At 32.1% G+C, this 18,184-nt stretch carries 33 protein-coding genes; 7 read left to right on the top strand and 26 right to left on the bottom strand.

Translation table 11 applies throughout. The features are described from left to right. Positions 1 to 44: 44 nt before the first annotated feature. The 20 genes from ACZYT4_RS08880 to ACZYT4_RS08785 form a co-directional block, all read right to left on the bottom strand. Positions 45 to 332: a hypothetical protein gene (locus ACZYT4_RS08880; protein WP_463784790.1), complete on the bottom strand. Its 288-nt coding sequence runs from the start codon at positions 330 to 332 to the stop codon at positions 45 to 47. A gap of 19 nt (positions 333 to 351) precedes the next feature. Further along, positions 352 to 513 carry a hypothetical protein gene (locus ACZYT4_RS08875; RefSeq protein WP_463784787.1) on the bottom strand — a complete coding sequence of 54 codons (162 nt, stop codon included), beginning with the start codon at positions 511 to 513 and terminating at the stop codon, positions 352 to 354. Then, positions 510 to 731: a hypothetical protein gene (locus tag ACZYT4_RS08870; protein WP_317316463.1), complete on the bottom strand. Its 222-nt coding sequence runs from the start codon at positions 729 to 731 to the stop codon at positions 510 to 512. The genes ACZYT4_RS08875 and ACZYT4_RS08870 overlap by 4 nt, the downstream gene beginning before the upstream one ends. A 32-nt stretch (positions 732 to 763) precedes the next feature. Beyond that, positions 764 to 1,705, bottom strand: coding sequence for a hypothetical protein (locus ACZYT4_RS08865; protein WP_463784785.1), 942 nt, complete (start codon positions 1,703 to 1,705; stop codon positions 764 to 766). 35 nt (positions 1,706 to 1,740) lie between these two features. Beyond that, a complete protein-coding gene (locus tag ACZYT4_RS08860; protein ID WP_211964496.1) occupies positions 1,741 to 2,106 on the bottom strand; it encodes a DUF1064 domain-containing protein in 366 nt (121 codons plus the stop codon). After that, positions 2,107 to 2,400 (bottom strand): hypothetical protein, encoded by a 294-nt coding sequence (locus ACZYT4_RS08855; protein ID WP_463784781.1) that lies wholly within the window; start codon positions 2,398 to 2,400, stop codon positions 2,107 to 2,109. It lies immediately after the preceding gene. Next, complete coding sequence (locus ACZYT4_RS08850) at positions 2,400 to 3,260, bottom strand: hypothetical protein (RefSeq protein WP_463784779.1); 861 nt, start codon at positions 3,258 to 3,260, stop codon at positions 2,400 to 2,402. Before ACZYT4_RS08850 ends, ACZYT4_RS08855 begins: the two co-directional genes overlap by 1 nt. 92 nt (positions 3,261 to 3,352) lie before the next feature. After that, positions 3,353 to 3,700, bottom strand: a complete 348-nt coding sequence (locus tag ACZYT4_RS08845) for a hypothetical protein (RefSeq protein WP_317316450.1) — start codon at positions 3,698 to 3,700, stop codon at positions 3,353 to 3,355. Further along, positions 3,688 to 4,092: a hypothetical protein gene (locus ACZYT4_RS08840; protein ID WP_463784777.1), complete on the bottom strand. Its 405-nt coding sequence runs from the start codon at positions 4,090 to 4,092 to the stop codon at positions 3,688 to 3,690. The genes ACZYT4_RS08845 and ACZYT4_RS08840 overlap by 13 nt, the downstream gene beginning before the upstream one ends. Continuing rightward, positions 4,082 to 4,219, bottom strand: coding sequence for a hypothetical protein (locus ACZYT4_RS08835; protein ID WP_211964480.1), 138 nt, complete (start codon positions 4,217 to 4,219; stop codon positions 4,082 to 4,084). The genes ACZYT4_RS08840 and ACZYT4_RS08835 overlap by 11 nt, the downstream gene beginning before the upstream one ends. After that, a complete protein-coding gene (locus tag ACZYT4_RS08830; RefSeq protein WP_463784775.1) occupies positions 4,219 to 4,920 on the bottom strand; it encodes an MBL fold metallo-hydrolase in 702 nt (233 codons plus the stop codon). The genes ACZYT4_RS08835 and ACZYT4_RS08830 overlap by 1 nt, the downstream gene beginning before the upstream one ends. Then, positions 4,920 to 5,975 carry a recombinase RecT gene (locus ACZYT4_RS08825; RefSeq protein ID WP_463784774.1) on the bottom strand — a complete coding sequence of 352 codons (1,056 nt, stop codon included), beginning with the start codon at positions 5,973 to 5,975 and terminating at the stop codon, positions 4,920 to 4,922. Before ACZYT4_RS08825 ends, ACZYT4_RS08830 begins: the two co-directional genes overlap by 1 nt. Positions 5,976 to 5,988: 13 nt before the next feature. Continuing rightward, positions 5,989 to 7,947, bottom strand: a complete 1,959-nt coding sequence (locus tag ACZYT4_RS08820; protein ID WP_463784772.1) for an AAA family ATPase — start codon at positions 7,945 to 7,947, stop codon at positions 5,989 to 5,991. Positions 7,948 to 7,974: 27 nt separating this feature from the next. Then, complete coding sequence (locus ACZYT4_RS08815) at positions 7,975 to 8,277, bottom strand: hypothetical protein (protein ID WP_463784770.1); 303 nt, start codon at positions 8,275 to 8,277, stop codon at positions 7,975 to 7,977. Continuing rightward, positions 8,258 to 8,524, bottom strand: coding sequence for a hypothetical protein (locus tag ACZYT4_RS08810; RefSeq protein WP_463784769.1), 267 nt, complete (start codon positions 8,522 to 8,524; stop codon positions 8,258 to 8,260). The genes ACZYT4_RS08815 and ACZYT4_RS08810 overlap by 20 nt, the downstream gene beginning before the upstream one ends. A 158-nt stretch (positions 8,525 to 8,682) precedes the next feature. Next, positions 8,683 to 8,841, bottom strand: coding sequence for a hypothetical protein (locus tag ACZYT4_RS08805; RefSeq protein WP_463784767.1), 159 nt, complete (start codon positions 8,839 to 8,841; stop codon positions 8,683 to 8,685). Positions 8,842 to 8,914: 73 nt separating this feature from the next. Continuing rightward, positions 8,915 to 9,235 carry a hypothetical protein gene (locus ACZYT4_RS08800; protein ID WP_463784765.1) on the bottom strand — a complete coding sequence of 107 codons (321 nt, stop codon included), beginning with the start codon at positions 9,233 to 9,235 and terminating at the stop codon, positions 8,915 to 8,917. 18 nt (positions 9,236 to 9,253) lie between these two features. After that, on the bottom strand, positions 9,254 to 9,490 hold the full coding sequence (locus ACZYT4_RS08795) for a hypothetical protein (RefSeq protein WP_463784763.1): 237 nt from the start codon (positions 9,488 to 9,490) through the stop codon (positions 9,254 to 9,256). A gap of 12 nt (positions 9,491 to 9,502) precedes the next feature. After that, positions 9,503 to 9,898: a hypothetical protein gene (locus tag ACZYT4_RS08790; protein WP_463784761.1), complete on the bottom strand. Its 396-nt coding sequence runs from the start codon at positions 9,896 to 9,898 to the stop codon at positions 9,503 to 9,505. Between the two features lie 292 nt (positions 9,899 to 10,190). Then, on the bottom strand, positions 10,191 to 10,388 hold the full coding sequence (locus tag ACZYT4_RS08785) for a helix-turn-helix transcriptional regulator (protein ID WP_463784759.1): 198 nt from the start codon (positions 10,386 to 10,388) through the stop codon (positions 10,191 to 10,193). Positions 10,389 to 10,538: 150 nt separating this feature from the next. On the opposite strand from ACZYT4_RS08785, the gene ACZYT4_RS08780 reads away from it, so the two are divergent. The 6 genes from ACZYT4_RS08780 to ACZYT4_RS08755 all read left to right on the top strand — a co-directional run bounded on the left by ACZYT4_RS08780 (position 10,539) and on the right by ACZYT4_RS08755 (position 13,612). Beyond that, on the top strand, positions 10,539 to 10,955 hold the full coding sequence (locus ACZYT4_RS08780) for a helix-turn-helix domain-containing protein (protein ID WP_463784757.1): 417 nt from the start codon (positions 10,539 to 10,541) through the stop codon (positions 10,953 to 10,955). 24 nt (positions 10,956 to 10,979) lie between these two features. Further along, positions 10,980 to 11,417 (top strand): ImmA/IrrE family metallo-endopeptidase, encoded by a 438-nt coding sequence (locus tag ACZYT4_RS08775; protein WP_463784755.1) that lies wholly within the window; start codon positions 10,980 to 10,982, stop codon positions 11,415 to 11,417. A 22-nt stretch (positions 11,418 to 11,439) separates the two neighbouring features. Continuing rightward, positions 11,440 to 11,754 (top strand): DUF4236 domain-containing protein, encoded by a 315-nt coding sequence (locus tag ACZYT4_RS08770; RefSeq protein WP_463784753.1) that lies wholly within the window; start codon positions 11,440 to 11,442, stop codon positions 11,752 to 11,754. Then, complete coding sequence (locus ACZYT4_RS08765; RefSeq protein WP_463784751.1) at positions 11,720 to 12,076, top strand: hypothetical protein; 357 nt, start codon at positions 11,720 to 11,722, stop codon at positions 12,074 to 12,076. Before ACZYT4_RS08770 ends, ACZYT4_RS08765 begins: the two co-directional genes overlap by 35 nt. Positions 12,077 to 12,195: 119 nt before the next feature. After that, the gene (locus ACZYT4_RS08760; RefSeq protein WP_463784750.1) at positions 12,196 to 12,918 is read left to right on the top strand and encodes a hypothetical protein; all 723 of its coding nucleotides are present in this window, start codon (positions 12,196 to 12,198) and stop codon (positions 12,916 to 12,918) included. A gap of 1 nt (position 12,919) precedes the next feature. After that, a complete protein-coding gene (locus ACZYT4_RS08755; protein WP_463784748.1) occupies positions 12,920 to 13,612 on the top strand; it encodes a hypothetical protein in 693 nt (230 codons plus the stop codon). On the opposite strand, the gene ACZYT4_RS08750 is transcribed toward ACZYT4_RS08755, so the two are convergent. Further along, positions 13,609 to 13,815 (bottom strand): hypothetical protein, encoded by a 207-nt coding sequence (locus tag ACZYT4_RS08750; RefSeq protein ID WP_463784747.1) that lies wholly within the window; start codon positions 13,813 to 13,815, stop codon positions 13,609 to 13,611. The two genes, ACZYT4_RS08755 and ACZYT4_RS08750, sit on opposite strands and share 4 nt — an antisense overlap. Positions 13,816 to 13,886: 71 nt before the next feature. Here ACZYT4_RS08750 and ACZYT4_RS08745 point away from each other — a divergent pair, with 71 nt between their 5' ends. Next, positions 13,887 to 15,098, top strand: a complete 1,212-nt coding sequence (locus tag ACZYT4_RS08745; RefSeq protein WP_463784744.1) for a tyrosine-type recombinase/integrase — start codon at positions 13,887 to 13,889, stop codon at positions 15,096 to 15,098. An 80-nt stretch (positions 15,099 to 15,178) separates the two neighbouring features. On the opposite strand, the gene ACZYT4_RS08740 is transcribed toward ACZYT4_RS08745, so the two are convergent. The 5 genes from ACZYT4_RS08740 to rpmG form a co-directional block, all read right to left on the bottom strand. Further along, entirely contained in the window at positions 15,179 to 15,250 is a 72-nt protein-coding gene (locus ACZYT4_RS08740) for a type II secretion system protein (protein ID WP_463784793.1), read from the bottom strand. Positions 15,251 to 15,265: 15 nt separating this feature from the next. Further along, positions 15,266 to 16,264: a type II secretion system F family protein gene (locus tag ACZYT4_RS08735; protein ID WP_463784742.1), complete on the bottom strand. Its 999-nt coding sequence runs from the start codon at positions 16,262 to 16,264 to the stop codon at positions 15,266 to 15,268. Continuing rightward, positions 16,257 to 17,243, bottom strand: coding sequence for an ATPase, T2SS/T4P/T4SS family (locus tag ACZYT4_RS08730; protein ID WP_463784739.1), 987 nt, complete (start codon positions 17,241 to 17,243; stop codon positions 16,257 to 16,259). Before ACZYT4_RS08730 ends, ACZYT4_RS08735 begins: the two co-directional genes overlap by 8 nt. Positions 17,244 to 17,319: 76 nt before the next feature. Beyond that, positions 17,320 to 17,934: an MBL fold metallo-hydrolase gene (locus ACZYT4_RS08725; protein WP_463784735.1), complete on the bottom strand. Its 615-nt coding sequence runs from the start codon at positions 17,932 to 17,934 to the stop codon at positions 17,320 to 17,322. A 43-nt stretch (positions 17,935 to 17,977) separates the two neighbouring features. Then, positions 17,978 to 18,127: a 50S ribosomal protein L33 gene (gene rpmG, locus ACZYT4_RS08720; protein ID WP_463784733.1), complete on the bottom strand. Its 150-nt coding sequence runs from the start codon at positions 18,125 to 18,127 to the stop codon at positions 17,978 to 17,980. Positions 18,128 to 18,184: the final 57 nt, after the last annotated feature.

The raw sequence follows: 18,184 nt of genomic DNA, 5'->3' as shown, positions 1-18,184 counted from the left end.
TCTTAAACTTTCACTCAGCTTTCTTAATCTTTCAATGATTTCATTCATACTTTTACCTCATCATCTTGTGGCATTTGGAAAACAAAGTTATAATGAATGCCATTTGATTCCAAATAATTCAAACCAATATTTCCTATAATTTTAATTGCTTCGTTCATTTCTATTTTCTCGTTAATCATATCAATCACTTTTATTACTTTTTCTTTGCTTGAGTATCTTCCTTTTTCAATGCCATTCAATAAAACAGCATAATCATTTTTGCGTTTGCAAATTTCTACTATTTTAGCATAAAATAAATCATCTTTATCTTGACTTCTAATCCAAATTCCCATTTATTTTCACCATCCTCTTTTAATTCACATAATAAGCAATCCAGTTAATCCACATAATAATAATGCATGTCCACATGATAGATGAAGATACTCTATCATCCATGTACTCATACTTGATGTTTAAAGCGACATTAACTACAGACAACGCTGCAAACACAATAGAAATCATCCAATATTTCATGCAAGAACCACCCCTTCATCACTCATGATATAGATATCAATATGCTTGTTACGCTGAGGATAGCCTTTCTGCCCTCTGTGACGTTGAGAGCAGATCTGGCTATAAAACACATCCTTGCTTGCATATCCTAGAGCTTTTGTACATTCCTTTGCAGTTCCACTTGCAAGTACATCATCAGTTCTATTGTCATAAACTATGTATTCTTTCGCTTTTGCCATACTTTCACTTCATCCCAAAAAATTAACAATTCTTAAAATGTTGGCCCATCCATGAATGGATCAACACTGTCATTAAATACTGAAGGCTGTGCGATTTCCTCACTTATAGGTCCGTCATCAAACGAAATGGAATCAATCGAATCATCATATTCAGCCTGATTCATCATGTCGGCAATGTCTTCAGCATCATCAATATTGTGCTGATCATCGAATGTTTCCTCCTGATCGTCATCGATATCAGGATATTCAACAAATTCCTCATCATCCTGATCCACTTCTCCATCAACTTCATTGATGTATTCTTCGCTTAGAAGATTCTCTTCTGGATGATCGTCAAGAGCAAGCTGCATCTGTTCTTCATAGTTCACTTCGGGAACGACAGGCGTATTGTCGAAATTCATGACCAAGTATGTATGAGTGACCTCTGCTGGTCCTGTTTCAATGCAGTGTTCAAGGATAAGCATATTTTCATATTTGAATCCCTCCACTGGCGAAAGGACGTTAAGATACTTGACATCGTTGTCCTTTACCCATAGACCTAAGGTTGTCGCAATGGTTGCCACCTTCAAATCGCTAACCTTTGTAAACTGACATGTCTGTGGACTGGACATATTCTGAATGACATGATCAATCTTCTCGATGATAAGTTCTTCATTGAATTTAGAATACTTTCCTAGCATGGCCTCGTACACAATGACCTTGTCCAGAGTTAATTCATATGTGTTGTCTGCATTCTTCGAAAGATGGTAGTATCCTGCACTTTCGAACAGCACTTCATCCATGAACTTGCTTTCACGATTGATGTACAACTTCATAGCATGATTATATCCAACGACATAAAGCTGCTTGTTGATGTTGATGATCTTGGCTGTATGATCATCTTTCATAATCTTGAACGCGAGATCACAGAAATTGTAAAGCTCTCTGTTCGCTTTTCTGACGGTAATCTTGACTGCTTCCTTTAATCCTTTCATATTTAAGTTCCTCCATTTCTGTTTTTTATTAGTTTTTATATTTCAGTGATTGGTATCTGATATCTATACTCGAACATCTTCTTTTTCATTTTATAAACATCTGTACGCATTCCTTTGACATCCTCGACAACTGTCTTATTCTTTTCGATATCAAAGTACACAAAATCAGCAACATATGTAATTGGTCTGATTTTCTTTCCCTGCATTACATATCCATCTTGAAGGACAAACCTCTTCTGCAGTTCCAGGTCCTTTATGAGGCCGGCATTTAACATTGTTTTGAGTTCAATGTAGCGCTGGCATTCGCGGTTGCTGTCGAACTTGACGCCATCCAGATAGACTTTTTCATTTCTGTACTTGCTATAGCGTCTCTGGCCGCGATAGTTGAAGTATCCACTCATCTATAACACCTCCAACATAATAAGCATCAGGACTCCAAAGACAGCTGCTAGAATTATGAAATTTAAGAGAAGAAAACCTTTCAATAACTTAATTTCTCTCATGTGCTTTCTCTGAACGTTTATAATATCTGCTATGATTGATGTAAACATTTTGTCATTTGAATGCAGTTTGCGAATAAATTCTAACTGTGCATCAAGCATCTCATTGTGCCTTGTGATGTCCGTTTTACATTTTTCTATATTCTCATTAAGATCATCATATAAGTTCATTTTTGCAAGCGATATATGTGCCATTATAGTTTTCCCTCCCTTAGCTGATCCAGAAGATCATTTAATTCTTCATTGTTTATTTTGATTGGTGGCTGACTTTCTTCAGATGCACTTTCCTGGTCAATCATTTTCTGCATCTTGGCTAGATTGTCCGTAAGAGATTTCTTGAGATATGTATATTTATGATTGATCTGTTTGTTCTTTGTCTTGCGAAGAACATAATTAAGAACTACAGCAACATGATTGAATGAATATTCCTCAAGAAATTCATTTATCATCTCATCAAAGACTTCAGGAATATCATCATCATTGATGAATCCATTTTTTAATAATTTAAATGTTAAAGAATTGAAATTTGAATGCACGCCAGTGCTTCTATCTTTTATATCTTTTATATCTTTTTTATCTTTATTTATATTTATATTATTTAATTGATATCGATTATCCGTATCGTTTTGTGTATCATTTTTATTAATTTCAGTGTATCGCTCTTGTTGTTCAAACACTTGAAAAGCCTCATATTTACACACTTTTATGATAGTATAAGACTGTATCGATTTTATTTCTAATTCGTGTATCGAATTATGTATCGAATCAGTGTATCGCTTATTTTTGCCACTTAATATATCTAGATTCCTTTGAATTTGGCCAACAGATTTGCCTAGTTCTTCCGCCAATTTTCTATAAGATGTCACAAAACTCCCTCTTGGAACCTTTATGGGAGGATCTAGCTTCTTCCCTCGATATTCGGTTATGACTTCATCCTTCCAGTATGCCGAAAGAAGGCAGTGAATGAATACAGCCTTGATAGAGTCGTTCTTGTAGAAACGCCAATTCTTGAATTTTCGATACAGTGATATGTAGCCCTTATCGTATCTGTTCATTACGCTGACTCCTTTCTGGTTGATTTATAAAATGACGTGATATAATTGAATGGAAAGTGATATGAGAAGGATGACGAAAGAATTAAAAGTGATTAATCCTCTGAAACGCGTATTATCATGAGGCCATCTTGATTACTTTCAAGTCTATGTCCAAAGCATAGATTACCACCATCGCATATCAGTGCTAATTCAGCCACACTTAATTTAGGTGCGTTTTTATATACATAATACACAGAATGATGATATCCAGGCTTTCTTCTAATGACAATGTCATAGTCATCAAAACAAATATCAACACCATCAATTATTTTAATATCACTTCTAAAAATTATATATTTTGACTTTAGCTCGTTATAAATATCATGATTCATACGTCCTTTTTCAAACTCATTTTCCGTAAAAGCCCAAGGGGAATATATTCTTCTTTCTAATCCTTCCATATCTCATAATCTCTTCTAATAATCTGATTGATAACACTAATGCATTCCATTTTTATTTCATCTATTGTCCATTTCTTTCCACCAATTTCTTCGGAAAAAGGAGTACAGTTGACAAAATCGCCTGCATGAGCATAATCCCATCCAATGAACCATCCACCTACCAATTTCATATCTTTAATCTGGACAAAGTTATCGGAATAAGTTAGTCCCCCATGACATGCGATTCCGTTGATATATGTATAGTCAACTCCGTGTAAATCATTTCCTGGACGTATTGAAATATATGCACATGGATGAGTGCCAAAGGTTACTATGTAGTATTTAAAACCTATGTGTTTTCCACAGCCAATGAGTTTTCCAGTTAATTGGTTATTGTATATTTTATCCATCATTTTCACTCTCTTTCTTTATAGGCTTCTTGTTTGGATCAATCTCTTTCCAGAAGCACTCATGACATCCGTTTCTTGTATTGATCCAAAGATTAAAATGTTCATATTCCTTCACAAATTTATATTTCATCAGAACACCACCACCCTTTTGCCAGTAGCTTCGGCCACCTTTGATTTCATTCTTTCTTCATCACTGTTTCTGTCACTCAAATGAATGAGATGAATGCAGTCAACTCCCTTAATATCGTTTGATTTCAGGAATTCAATGCAATTATCTAAAGATAGATGAGAACGAAGAACACGCTTTTTCAATGAAGCAACATCATCGCTATTGAACAACGTCTGATCATCATAATTGCATTCAATCATGATATCGGTTAGACCTTCAAATCTATACTTGCAGTAATATGAATCGGTAAGATAAAGAAGCTTTTCTCCTGTTTCGATGCTATAGATTAGATAACCACATGGCTGAGCTGCATCATGCTGCGTATCGAACGCCATGATTTCAAATGTTCCACGTTTTCTTATTGTCTTATATGGAATGACCATTGAAGTATATGGTGTATGAAACGGATCTATATCAAGAGCCTGCCATGTACCACATGTTGCAATTGTTTCAATTCCACGCTTCAGGATTTCCTTAATACAAAGGCAATGATCCTTGTGCTCATGTGTAATCAGACATGCAGCAATCTGTGATGTCTTGAATTTGCAAGCCTCCTGTATCTTTCTGAATGGAAGTCCACACTCAATAAGAAGTGTGGTAAATCCATCAGTTACAAGATAGGCATTGCCTTTAGAACCCGAACCAACGCATTTGATGTTCATCAGAAATCTGGTCCTCCCATTACCTTTTCTTCAGCTTTAAGAGAATTCTCGGCCATCTTACCTTGAATGATCTCTCCAGTATTGATATTAACTGTTGGAGAAGATGAAGCTTCTTCGATTGCTTCTGGTTCCTTCTTTTCTGTGAAATCAGCTTCAAATACTTCCTTGTTAGCATTATCTTTGATTTCCTGATCAACGCTTTGCTTTTCCATCTGCATTTCACGTTCTTTTATGTAAAGATAATGATCATCAATTTTCATCGGATCGAGAGGAAGATTGGCTTCTGAGTAGACAAATCTTTTCAGTGTCTTGAGGCACATTTCCTCATACCATCCATCTGTTTCCACCTGCTGTCTTTGACCATTTACATATTCAGTTTTAGTACCACCCCAGAATTCAGCTGCCGCTTTATCAGGTTTGCGTTTTTCAATATCTTTCTTAGTCATGAATACCACTTTATTTTTAGATGGATCATCAAATTCATAGTAACCAAATCCACCTAAGAACTCTCCTCTCTCAAAAGGATTATTAATCTGGAATTCATAACCTTCAACATGGTGAAGTGAATCCTTTTTGATCAATCTGAATGTATCTGAAGAATATACAAGTTCGATCACAATATTCTTAGGCTTGTCAAGAGCATATTTTTCTGCCTTGAATTTGATACCGTTATATCCTTCCATTAAATTGATGTCATATTTGCCAGTTCTATTGTTCTTGAATGGAATAGCATGAATCATATTCTTTTGTTGAATATCCAAGCCCATCTTTGAATAATGCATGACATCCAAAGCAAGTTGCTTTAGGTTGACATTGTCCCATGTATATGGAAGATTGTTATCATATGCATGATCCTTGTTATTCTTATTTTTTTGAATTCTTTTTTCCTCTGTATCAGCAAGCATTTTATCTATTACAATAAAATAACCTTGTACAAGCTCCTTTTGCTTTTGAGTAGGATCGATTTCCATCCCACCTGTAGCAAATGCTCTCATGACTGTATTGGTAAATACCTCGCTATTGCTTTTTACAATTGCGTTCTTCTTGTTTTCCATAAATTGTTCCTCCCTATTCTGTCATTGTTAAAGTCTTATAATTTCCATCAACCACAAGCTTGATAATCTGCATGTTGTCATAGCTATTTAAATCCACAACTGATTCCGCATTATCTACAAATACAGGAAGCTCTGCTCCAATATATCTGCTTAATACAGAAATCATCTCAATCCCAGCATTCATGTTGGCACCTCTGTTTGAACCATTATTAAATGGAACATAAGCACCACTTTTTGCAGGTACCATGACATCACAGCATTCCTTAAGACCGCCATTAATCTGTGTTTCAAATAGCTTGAATCTAACATTCTTGAAATACTGGTTGATGTTTTCAGTAATCATGTTGACCTTTGTCTTTATGAACTCTTCGCATAAATGAATTTCAAATTCCATCTTTTCGTAATTTTCAGAAAGAATTTTTTGTGTTTTCTTAAGTTCATCAATACGCTTATTCTGATAATCAACAGTTGAAAATAAGCTTAGCTCCTTTTCACGAAGTTTCTTTTCTTCATTAAGATTTGAAATATCATCTTCTAATTCCTGTTTTCTTGCAATGTTCAAATCATCAACAATCATGTTCTGTGCTTCCTGGAGCTTCTGATTAAGAACATGATACATTTCAGTGTTTTCAAACAATTCAGCCTTAGGTTTTGATTCTTCAAGTTTAGACAATTGCTTTTTATATAGAATGATTTCAGATCCAGTAATTTCCTTTTCTTTGTCTAATTTAGCAATGGCTGCCTTCTGTTCTTCAATGGCTCCCTTAGAAACAGATTGTCCTCTTTTATTGATTTCAGTTAATTTATTATGCTTATCTAAATTGAACTTTGATTTTAGCTCATCTATTTGCTCAGCAGGAAGTTCTCGACCGCACGTTGGGCAAACCTCTTTAGAAGTATCCCACTCTTTCATTTGGACTTCTTTATACTCTTCAAGAAGTTTATTGCGCTGATTAATCATATAATTTATATCGTTCTCTGCATTTCTCTTTCTTGAATCTATACCACTGAGTCTAATCTGAAGATCATTTATCTTTGAAGAAAGAAGATTAATATTTTCCTGTGACTTTCTTGATTTCTTGGACTGTTCATCAGCAAAAGCAATACGTGCATCCTTGATTTCCATCTGAATTTCATGAATGCGTTCCTGCTTCATTCTTTCCTGATCAGAAGAAGACAATGATAATTTTTCAATGTTTAATTCATTGATTTTAGCCTCAATACCATCAATTTGGTTTTGAATTGAATCCTTATCCAGTGAAGAAACATCAGGTATTGCACGACTGGCTTCATCTATGCGTGCAGGAATCATTTGAATGTCACTATTTGTTTTCTTCATTCTTTCCTTTGTCATCTTCATGAATTCATCTACAGTGTAATATTGATCGTTCGTTCCATCTTTCAAAAGAACGCCTTTCAATTCAATGAGTTCTGGATTGTTGGCAATGATATAGTCATCACTGTAATCACCGCACATTTCCAGCAAGATCTTTCTTCTCTTTTTCCAGTCCATGTTTGCAAAATAATTAATGTTTGAAAGCATAAGAATGTTTTCTGCACTTTTGAAAATATTGGCCAAGTATTCATCGAATTGTTTTTGTTTGACGGGCACATCATCCATGTAGTATTCAACGACATGCCCACTAAATTCCGATGTTGTTGATCCTCTTTTCTTCGTATATTTTTCTTTGAATACTTTCTTTAATGTAATTAACGATCTATCATCAAGCTCGTATTTGCATTCCACTGAATGTTCAAGATTATGTATATACCCTTCTGGTCCAATAGTCTTTGGATCTAGATTTTCATTTGCATCAGACTTTTTTCCAGTAAGAAGCCAGCTCTGTGCATCAGCAATGGTTGATTTACCAGCACCATTCGTTCCTCTAAAGACTCTGTTGAGTCCATTGAAAGGAATTTCAAGATGTCTGATTCCCTTGAAATTTTCTAATTTCATGTTAATTAGTTTCATTACAGTTCCTCCTCTTTTTTATGAAATCTACGAAACAGACTTCTTTCTGTTTTCGATTTCTCTTTCCATTTCATCTGTTGCTTGCTTGACAAATTTGTCAACAATGTCCTCAAGCTGTTTTGTAAAGAACTCACTGCTTATTCTTAGCTTTTCCTTTATTTCATTGCGGTTCTCCAAGTGACTGAGAATCATTGAAAATTCATCTTCAACCTGAATTTGAGCAGCGTACCCATTTTCAGTTATGAAGAAAGTAAAATTAATCAATTCTGTTTTTTCCATGCTTTCAAGCGTTCTTGTCGCTTTTTTACCACTAAGTGTTTTCATTCCCATTTTCATTTTCCTCCTTGTCTAAGCTATTGAATGTATGTCCAATGACAATATAGTTGTCATTTTCTACTGGATATAAATGTTGCAATGGTGTACATGCACATGTTCCACCCATGTGATACCAGATAAAAGCACCTTTTTTGTCCTTTGTATACTTGCTGAAAACACCAATTTCAACTTTATAGATTTTTCCTCTTGCATCTGTTGGACAGTAAGCTACAAGCTGTCCTTTTTTGAATCTATCTTCCATCTATCTTGCTCCTTTCATGCTGATCACAACTATGGTTATGATTGTGATTGCTATAATTCCGCCAAAAATAAGATATGGTAAAGCTCTATATCTAAATGGCACTTTAACGTACGGGACAATAAGATCTGGCCTTTGAAAGCTTCTTTTGTTTGTCTTTTTCATCTTTCCAATCTTCCTAACACCATGGCCAATGCAAATGTTATTGTTCCAAATACAACAGATAGATTTCCGTTATAGTATCCACTTACTACGGCAATCAAAGCTGCAATGAGCATTAGAGCAAAAACAACATCACTTTTATAGATCCCTCTTCTCATCTTGAATTCTCCTCTCCAATCGTCTATAATTAAGACGATTAATTTTTCACTTTTAATTAATCAATTCGCTGGATCATGTGTTCGCTGCACATGGTCCTTTTGCTTTTTCGGCAATCTTTCTCATATCATCACGATTTCTCATCTCACAGCCATCAGCGATCTTCAGGAAATCTTCTATTGCCTTACGATTGTATAGAAACGACTGACCTATTCTAGTTGCCTTGATAAGGCCAAACTCTCTTGCATAGTCCACAAGTCTTCTGTTGCCAGTATTTAGAAAATAGTGTGCTACTTCTTCAGCTGTGAAGTATCTCAACGGATCCTGCATAGCGATTGTATTGTTCATCTCTTCTAGTCTTTCTGCAAGTATCTGGTTGATAGTCGGTCTTTGCATTTCATTCACCTACCCTTCTTACAAATATCTGATTAAAGTTGCATTGACGAAGATATGATCTTCAGAGCACATTCCGATCTTTGTGATTTCATCATACCCAACTGTCTTTGGAAACTCTTCGATGAATTTCTTGGTAAATCTACGATGGCCAAGTTCTGTCTGATACTTTCTTTCAAGATCATCCTCATCAAAGTCGACACCCTTTTCAAGAATCACATGAATTCTTTCAAGCTTTTCTGAAACATTGACCTGCATCTACATCACCTCCTAGATAATGACTTTATGACAGATTGAATTCTTCATATCAACTTCGTCCCATTCTACTTCATCGTAGACAAATGAACAGTTCAAAAATCCTGGTTGATAATCTGGAAAATTCTTTCTGAATTTTTTCGCAGCCTCATATCTACTTCTTGCTTTTACAATGACGTAACCACCCTGATATGGAAAATACTCAGCTGTTCCAAAAGTAAAGTAATATTTTGATAGATGATCAAAAATATTTATTGCATTCAACTGAATCTGCTTTCCGTCAATAGTATTAAAATCAGTACTGATATGTTCAGCTTCAAACGATGTACCCTTGAATAATTTGTTTAGTTGATTGGTCATTTCTTCAACTACTTCATAGTCTCCATCGATATCAATTAATACATTTTTCATACTTACCTTCCTTTCCGTTCACTCCCCCGAAGCAGACAACCTCATGGGGATATGTCTAACATGTCTGACTTAAAAGTATTTTTAAAGATTTCAGGAGAATCATGAGAAATAGCATATTATTATAGCTGCATTGTAGTTTTTCTGAGATTGCCTGCTTTAGAGGAATGAACAACATTTAATTTAAATATTTTGTTTTAACTCCTTTTTTTAGGTGCTAAAACGATTTTCTTAAAAACATGAAATAAAAATAAATGCTATGATAGAAATGTGCTTCAAATGTGTACACTATGGTTTACTTACCATCAAAAAAAATATAGTGGATTGGTTTTTTTAAAGCTTTTGATATAGCAATCATTGTGTCACTTTTAATAACATCAACCTCATTATTTTCAAGCTTTGAAATATATGGTCTTGTTATTCCGGATTTTTCAGATAGTTCAACTTGACTCATGTTCATCTTTATTCTTAGTTCCTTTATTCTATTTTTCATAATACCTCCATTCTTTTGTAAACCATTGTTTCCACAACTTAAGTATACTATGGTTTACATATGATGTCAACTATAATTTACATTAAAATAGTCGATTTTATTTGATTTAATGTATACTATGTATTACATTTTAATTAGGAGGTGTTATACATGGAGAACAAACTTGGTAACTATTTAAAAGAAAAAAGAAAAAAAGAAGGAATGAGTCTTCGAGATTTTGCTGATTATTTAAATATTAGTCATACATATTTAAGTAAACTTGAAAATGGATGTGATCCTAGAACAGGTAAACCTGTATCTCCAACAATCGAAACATTAAAACAATTGAGTCATTCAATGGGTATGACTCTTGAAGAATTATTAAAAATAAGTGGATATACAGAAGATAAAAATATCCCTACTACCTTCTCTACTCCACAGGAAGCAATTGAATTTATAATCAAGCAACCAATGGTAGCTAATTTTGGAGGGTACGATCTGGATAAAATGAGTGATCAGGAAATAATGGACATGGCTGAAGATGTTGCAGATATGTTGAGGATAATGGCAAAGAAGCACAAAAAATAATATTTTAAGAAGGAGTGCTTTGAAATGAATAAAATCTTATCAGCTGCTAAAGAAGTCATCCAGGAAGCTGGATCAGATAATATTTATGTTGTTCTTGAAAGTCTTGGAATCGAAATCAATCATAAGGATTTCAAGAATGTAAAAACTCAATCATGTCTCATGAAGAACTATGAAGATCATTTCTCGATATTCATTAGAAGAAATCTTGACTACAGATATGAGCAGTTTCTTCTTGCTCATGAGCTTGGCCATTATATTCTCCATCATGATGAAAATGTCAGTTTTTATTTTCTTGAAGGCCTTTATGCAAATAGACTTGAACGTGAAGCAAATACTTTCGCATGCTGTTTTCTGCTTTCTGATATTGATTATAGAGAGCTTGAATTTATAGATAATATGGATTGCATAATAAAGGAAAAAGGAATACCTCTTGATATCTGGTATTCTTTAAATAACTTATAAAAATGAATTGGAGGATTTAATTATGGGCTTAAGATATAGAAAAAGCATAAAAATTGGACCTGCACGTATTAATTTTAGCAAAAGCGGTGTTGGGTATAGCGTTGGTACTAAAGGTTTGAGATACACAAAAACTGCCACAGGAAGAGATAGAATAACTACATCTATTCCTGGTACTGGAATCAGTTATGTTAAGGAAAGTAGTAGCAAAAAGAAAGTGCCTAAAAATATTAATAAAACCAAAAATACTATAAGTGATAAAAGCGATTTGTATGAAGAAGTTTTAAAAATATTAAACTCTAATCATGGCGATAAGAAAAAAAACAATTTTAGATCTTAGAAATAATACAAGTTTAACCCTTATAGATGCACAAAAATTACTAGATTCAGCAATAAATTATCATAATATATCTATAAATAATGAAAATAAAAAAGATAAACCAATTAATTCTACAGTCAATCAAAAACATTCCCTAAAAGCCTATAAAATATGTGGTAATTTATTATATTTATTAGCTGTATTTGCTTTTCTGATAGGAATACCAACATTTTTATTTGGTGGATTTGTATTTTGTATAATAGGATTATTATCTTTCTTTTTCGGATGGTCTTGTAAAAATACTGCTAAAGATATGCTCTCTTCAAATCAGATAGAAAAATAAGAACTTTATATAAATTTGTAAATAAAACAAATGATTAAACATTTATATATTCAGTTTCAGGCAAAAAAAATAACACCTGGACTTAGAGCCAGGTGTTTTGTTGATTTGGGAGGGATTAGATGAAAAAAAGAATTTTAAAAATATGGAAAGAATATAAATCTCTTTTGTTCATTATTGTATTTACACTTTGTCTAATTTTCATTGGTGCCCCAATATTTCATTTTATTGCTACTGGAAAGTGGTCTATGGTTTTTATAGACTGTCATAATTATGATACATGGATTACTTACTATGGTGCAGTTATAGGCGGATCACTAACATTGTGTGGTGTGTGGTGGACAATTAAATGCGAAAATAAATCAAGGAAAAATGAAATTGCAATTCAATACAAACCATATATAACTCTATTACCATACGTTTGTGTAAAAAATGATGTAAAAATTGAAGACGTGGTTACAAAAAAAGACCATTCATTTTCTTTTTATTTATTATATAAAAATATAGGTAATGGAGAAAGCAACGATACAACTATAAAAATTATACACAACAATAAAGAAATTGATATAAAGAATGAAGCTGAAGTATGTATATATCCTGATTTAATACATCATAATTTAAAATTTACATTAGAAGAAGAAAGCATAAATTTCTCAAATGGCGGTCCAATGTTTGATATTATATTTGAATACACAGATATTCTTCGCGTATATCAATACAGAATGCATTATATTATAAGATATTATTTGATTTCTGGGCAATGTACAGACTATACCGTTTCAATATTACATGATGATTGTAAGGCAACAAAAATAATTAATAGCAAAAAAAATGGAGATAACTAAGATGACTAAATTCTTCAAAGAAAATAAAAAAATGCTACTACTTTTTCTGGTAATAGCAATCATATTTCCATTTATTATACTGTTCCCCTCTCCTATTGGTATCATTCCATCTGAGACTGGTTTGACAATAGTTGGATATGGAGGATCTATTCTAGGTGGATTCCTTACGCTTTATGGTGTGTGGTGGACAATTGAGGATAATAACGAACAAAGAAAAGAAGATAAAAAAATAGAATATCTACCTATACTTAGAATAGAACAAGACGAAAAAGAGTCAAAATTTAATGCTCCTTTTCTTACATTTGCTTTTTCCTTACATAATTATGGTCGTGGAGAAGCTCAGGATATAAATCTCAACTTTGAAACGAAAATGATAGCAATGGACAATACTTCAATAGATATATCAGCACATCAAATTGTCAAAGATAATTTATCTTTAATAACAAAAGAAGAATACAAACAATTTTTCATTACCTATATTGTTCCAAAAGAATTATCTTTTCCAATGATTTTCACAATTCAATTCACGGTTGAATATTATGATCTGTTCAAAGATAAGAGGTATTGTTATAAACAAAAGAAATCTTATTCCGTTGATAATGATCAAGTAACGAAAACAATAGAAACATCAGTAAAAGTGGACGATAATTTGAATATTGGAACCATCGAAATAGTCCAAGATATGAAAGATTAACTTTTAAAAATTTCTTCAAGGAAATATTTTGCATCACCTTTATTTTTTATTATATAGACATCGGCTTTATGTGATTTTATTTCTTTTTCTAAAGTCTCTATGTAATTCTCCATTCTTTTAATTTTATTAATATATTTTACCATTAACCAAATAACTATAAAAATCAAAAATATTTGAACTAAAAAAACAATCATTAATTCCATATATCTTTTATCCTCCTAATAAAATTATAACTTTTTTTTACTTAAAATCAATGAATCGAGGTGATTATCTTATGCCCAGAACTGATTATCCACTAAAAGTATTAAAAAGAAAATCAAAGAAGCATGGCATTACATACACCTGGTACTTCTATTATTATGATGCCCAGGGAAGACACATGACATCTAAGAGTGGCTATATTGATTATCAGGAATGTTTTGATGCAGGCTTAAAGGAATATAAGATTTTCGCCCAGAAAGGCATCGTTCCATCAAAGGAAGATGATAATATGTCCGTTGATGATGTCTACAATATCATGCTAGAAGATTATGATCATCAGTCAGCTGCAGCAAAACGTGATGCAAAGCATAGATATAAGAATCATATTGCTCCAACAATTGGTAGCAGGTTTATCAAGACAGTAAAAGTGGCAGAGCTTCAAAATCTTGTTAATGACTGGAACAAGAACACATATAGCAGCACCTATGATCATAACTGTTCCCTTCTCAAGAAAATCTTCATCACAGCGCGAAGACATGGATACATAAGCGAGAATCCATGCGAATTGCTTATTTTTCCTCGCGGTCGTAAGAAAACGTTAAAGAAAACAAAAATGCCTGTAGAGGAAGATTTGACATTATTCAAGGAATATCTCAACAGCCTAACTGAGAAATATGGCAATGATAAGAGGTACAGAACAACACCCTATGAGATTCATGGCCATCTTCTTGCATTTGATATTGGTTTAGTAACTGGTGCAAGAATTGGTGAAATATATGCTTTAGACTGGGATCATATCAACCTTAAAGAAAAGAAGTTTGAATTCGTACAGAGCTATGACTACATGGCCAAGCAGATGAATACTGAAATGAAGAATGAATATTCTCGACGCAACTATCCGTTTGATGATATAATGCTTGAAAGGATACATAAATGGAAAGAAGAAACCATTGATCATTTTGGTAAACTTCCCTCTTCTCTTTTGACTCGTGAAGATGGTGATAGATTAGATCCTCGTGCCATGCAGGACTATATGAAAAAATTCAACAGTAAATATGGAAAGTCATTATCGTTTCATCAATTGAGACATTATTTCACTACTGTCAATGCGATTGATAATCACGCTGATCAAATGCTTCTCCAGGAACTGCTTGGCCATGTAGTTGGGTCTGATGTCACACAGAGTGTATACACTCATTTAAGTGATGAAAAGAAACGTCAATTGCTCAAGAAATATTATCAGCATATCAAACCTTTATTGATTGATAATATGGATGAAAAATGATGTAAATATGGTATAATTTTAACAATTTGATGACAATTTTAATAAAATTTCGTATTTTAATTCAAAAAGTGTTGATTTTATCAATACTTTTTTATATTGAAAGAAATGCAAAAAATCATTTCTATTAAAGTAAAGCCTTTTTTATTCATCATATTTTTCTTTCCTTTCTATATATTTGATACTGAATTCATCATTGGGATAATAATGGCTATATAAATTGTAATCACAAAAATAGCTACAAAACAATAAACTGTTGGGACAAGAAATTTCAAAAAACGATTAATCCAATAATCCATATATTCAAAAGTTATTTGAATATAATATGATAATGATTGATTTTGTTGAGGGTTCTTCATAAACATTTGGAAAAATGATAAAAATAACTGATCAAAATATTCAAAATCTTTGAGAATCTCTTCCAATTCTTCTCCACCATATAAGCGATTATTCATTTCATATAAAACAATTTTTAAATCACTGTCGTTCATCTGTTCATTCAATATTGAGATAATACTTGTGGTATCTAATTCTTCACTCAAAAGCTCATGAAAATAAATAGCAAATTTCAAAGAAAAATATTTTTGAATAATTGATCTAAATATAGGCCAATTTAAATATTTCTCAATAACTCTATAGGATTTGTGATGTAAGGCATAGATGAGCTTTAAACACAAATAAATACTTATACAAACGATTCCAATAATGAAACAAGGAAACAGATAGAAGAATGCAAATAAAATATGTATAAATAATGATTTTTCAATCTGAAAAGAATTGAATAACTGATTTACATTAGGAAGTAACATAAAAATAACAAATAGAGAAAAGAAAAATAAAAATGTCATCAGAATAGCAGGATAAGTTAATTTTGATTTGATCTTATTTTGATAATCTGCTTTCACAATACATATGTCTAGACTTTTCTTAATTGCTTCAGACAAACAATTCTTATTTTGAAAGAAACAAAAATATTCACAAAAAAGTTTTGGTAGAGATGAATTTAATAAAATATTTTCTATAGATTCACCATCATTTAATTTCTTTAACATATCATTGATTTTAGGATGATGTAACATTTCTTGACATAATCTTAATGTTTCTTCAATACTATAACCAGCTTCCATTAAACTATATATATTCTTTAACAAAAGATAATCTTTATTCATAAACAAGTTCCTTATCAAAGAGATCTTCAGAAAAGCCCATCGCTATAAATTGTTTTGCAGCTTGTTGGAAAGAAAGATATTGACTATCTTGATGCAAAAGATAATTTTCAATATTTCTTTTATTCATAAGTTCTGAAATAACAAATGCACGTTTATTCTTTTTGTCATATTTCATTCTTTGAGAAATAACACCAACAACAACATCTAGAATGTCTACTTCATGTATTCCTAAATTCATAAATCTTTTCAATGAAAGAGGAGCATTACTAGCATGAATTGTTGTTAAAACAAGATGTCCAGTCAAAGCACAAGTTAAAGCGATTTTAGCAGTCTTTTCGTCTCTAATTTCTCCTATCATAATGACATCAGGATCATGTCTTAATATTTGTCTCAATGTATCATGATAAGTAATACCTATTTTTTCATTGAGCTCTATTTGTAAACATTGATCCAAATGAATTTCAATAGGATCTTCAATCGTAATAATATTTTTACGTGAGTCATGAATAATCTGTTTTAATAGTGTATAAAGAGTTGTTGATTTACCTGAACCTGTAGCCCCACTAATTAAGAACAGACCATTGTTTTGCTGAGATAACCAATACAGAAAATCTTGAATTTCTTTTTGATATGTTAATTCCTCAATAGAACGTAAATCATGATTATTTAAAATACGAATAACGATGCTTTCAAATTCTAAAGATGGAAGATATGAAACTCTTAAAAAATATCTTTTCTTATTCATCTCTATCGTTATATTACCTGTTTGAGGTAATAAGCGATAATTCGTATGAATTAATGACTTATACTTAATGAAATTCATAAGTTTATATCCATTTTCATTATCTATTTCCTGATACTTCTTTAATTCTCCAAAAATACGAAACTGTACTTGAAGAGTTTCTTTTAATAACATATGAATATCCGTTGCATTCTGATTCAAAGCTCGATAAATCATTTTTTCAAATATTTCGTTCATAACATCCCTCCTACTTTATATATACGCATTTTTTTTACAATTTTCTTTTTTTGGGACAAAAAAAAGATCATAAATTTTATGATCTTAAAAAAGGATTATGTTGTTGTTCATATTTTAAAGTACTTTCTTCTCCATGCCCTGGTAATAATCTTGCATCAAATTGAAGTGATTTGATTTTTTTCAGACTTTCTTTTGTTGTGAGATGAGAAGATGTAGGAAAATCATAACGACCAATAGATCCAGCGAATAAAACATCTCCACTTAATAAGGCATTTTCCTCAGGAATATAGATCATGCTACTTCCATAACAATGTCCCTCTAACAACAGCCATTGAACTGTCATATGAGCAATCTGAATTGTATCTTCAGCCTCAATAATAGGTGATTTTAAAGTAAAAGCTTCACCCATCATTGCTGATAGATTATATTGAGGATTCGCAATAATTTCAAAGGATTCTTTTTTTGTATATATTGGACAATGATATTGTTCATAAAGATAGTCAACAGCACCAATATGATCAAAGTGTCCATGTGTTAACAAAATAGCTTTTAAATTCAATTCATTTTCTGTTAAAAAACGTTTTATTTTTTGCCCTTGTGCTCCTGGATCAACAATAAAGCATTCATGTAAATCATTATAAACAACATAACAATTGGTTTGCATAGTTCCTAAAATTAATTTTTTTATCATCTTATCATTTCCTCCATATATAAAGAAAAAAAGCCAAAAAGGCTTATTTTTTTTCTCTATGAGCTGTTTTTTTATTACATCTTGGACAGTACTTTTTGACTTCCATTCTTTCAGGATGATTTCTTTTATTTTTTGTATTAATGTAGTTTTCTTCACCACATTCAGTACATTTTAAAATGATGTTTTCTCTCATTTTTACACCTCCATCACGACTTTGCCATAATATAATAGCATAAACAATCTTAAATTA

Source organism: Massilimicrobiota sp. mt181, from assembly GCF_055420065.1.
Note: the sequence above shows the minus strand (reverse complement) of the source record. Positions and strands in the feature narration are given on the sequence as shown.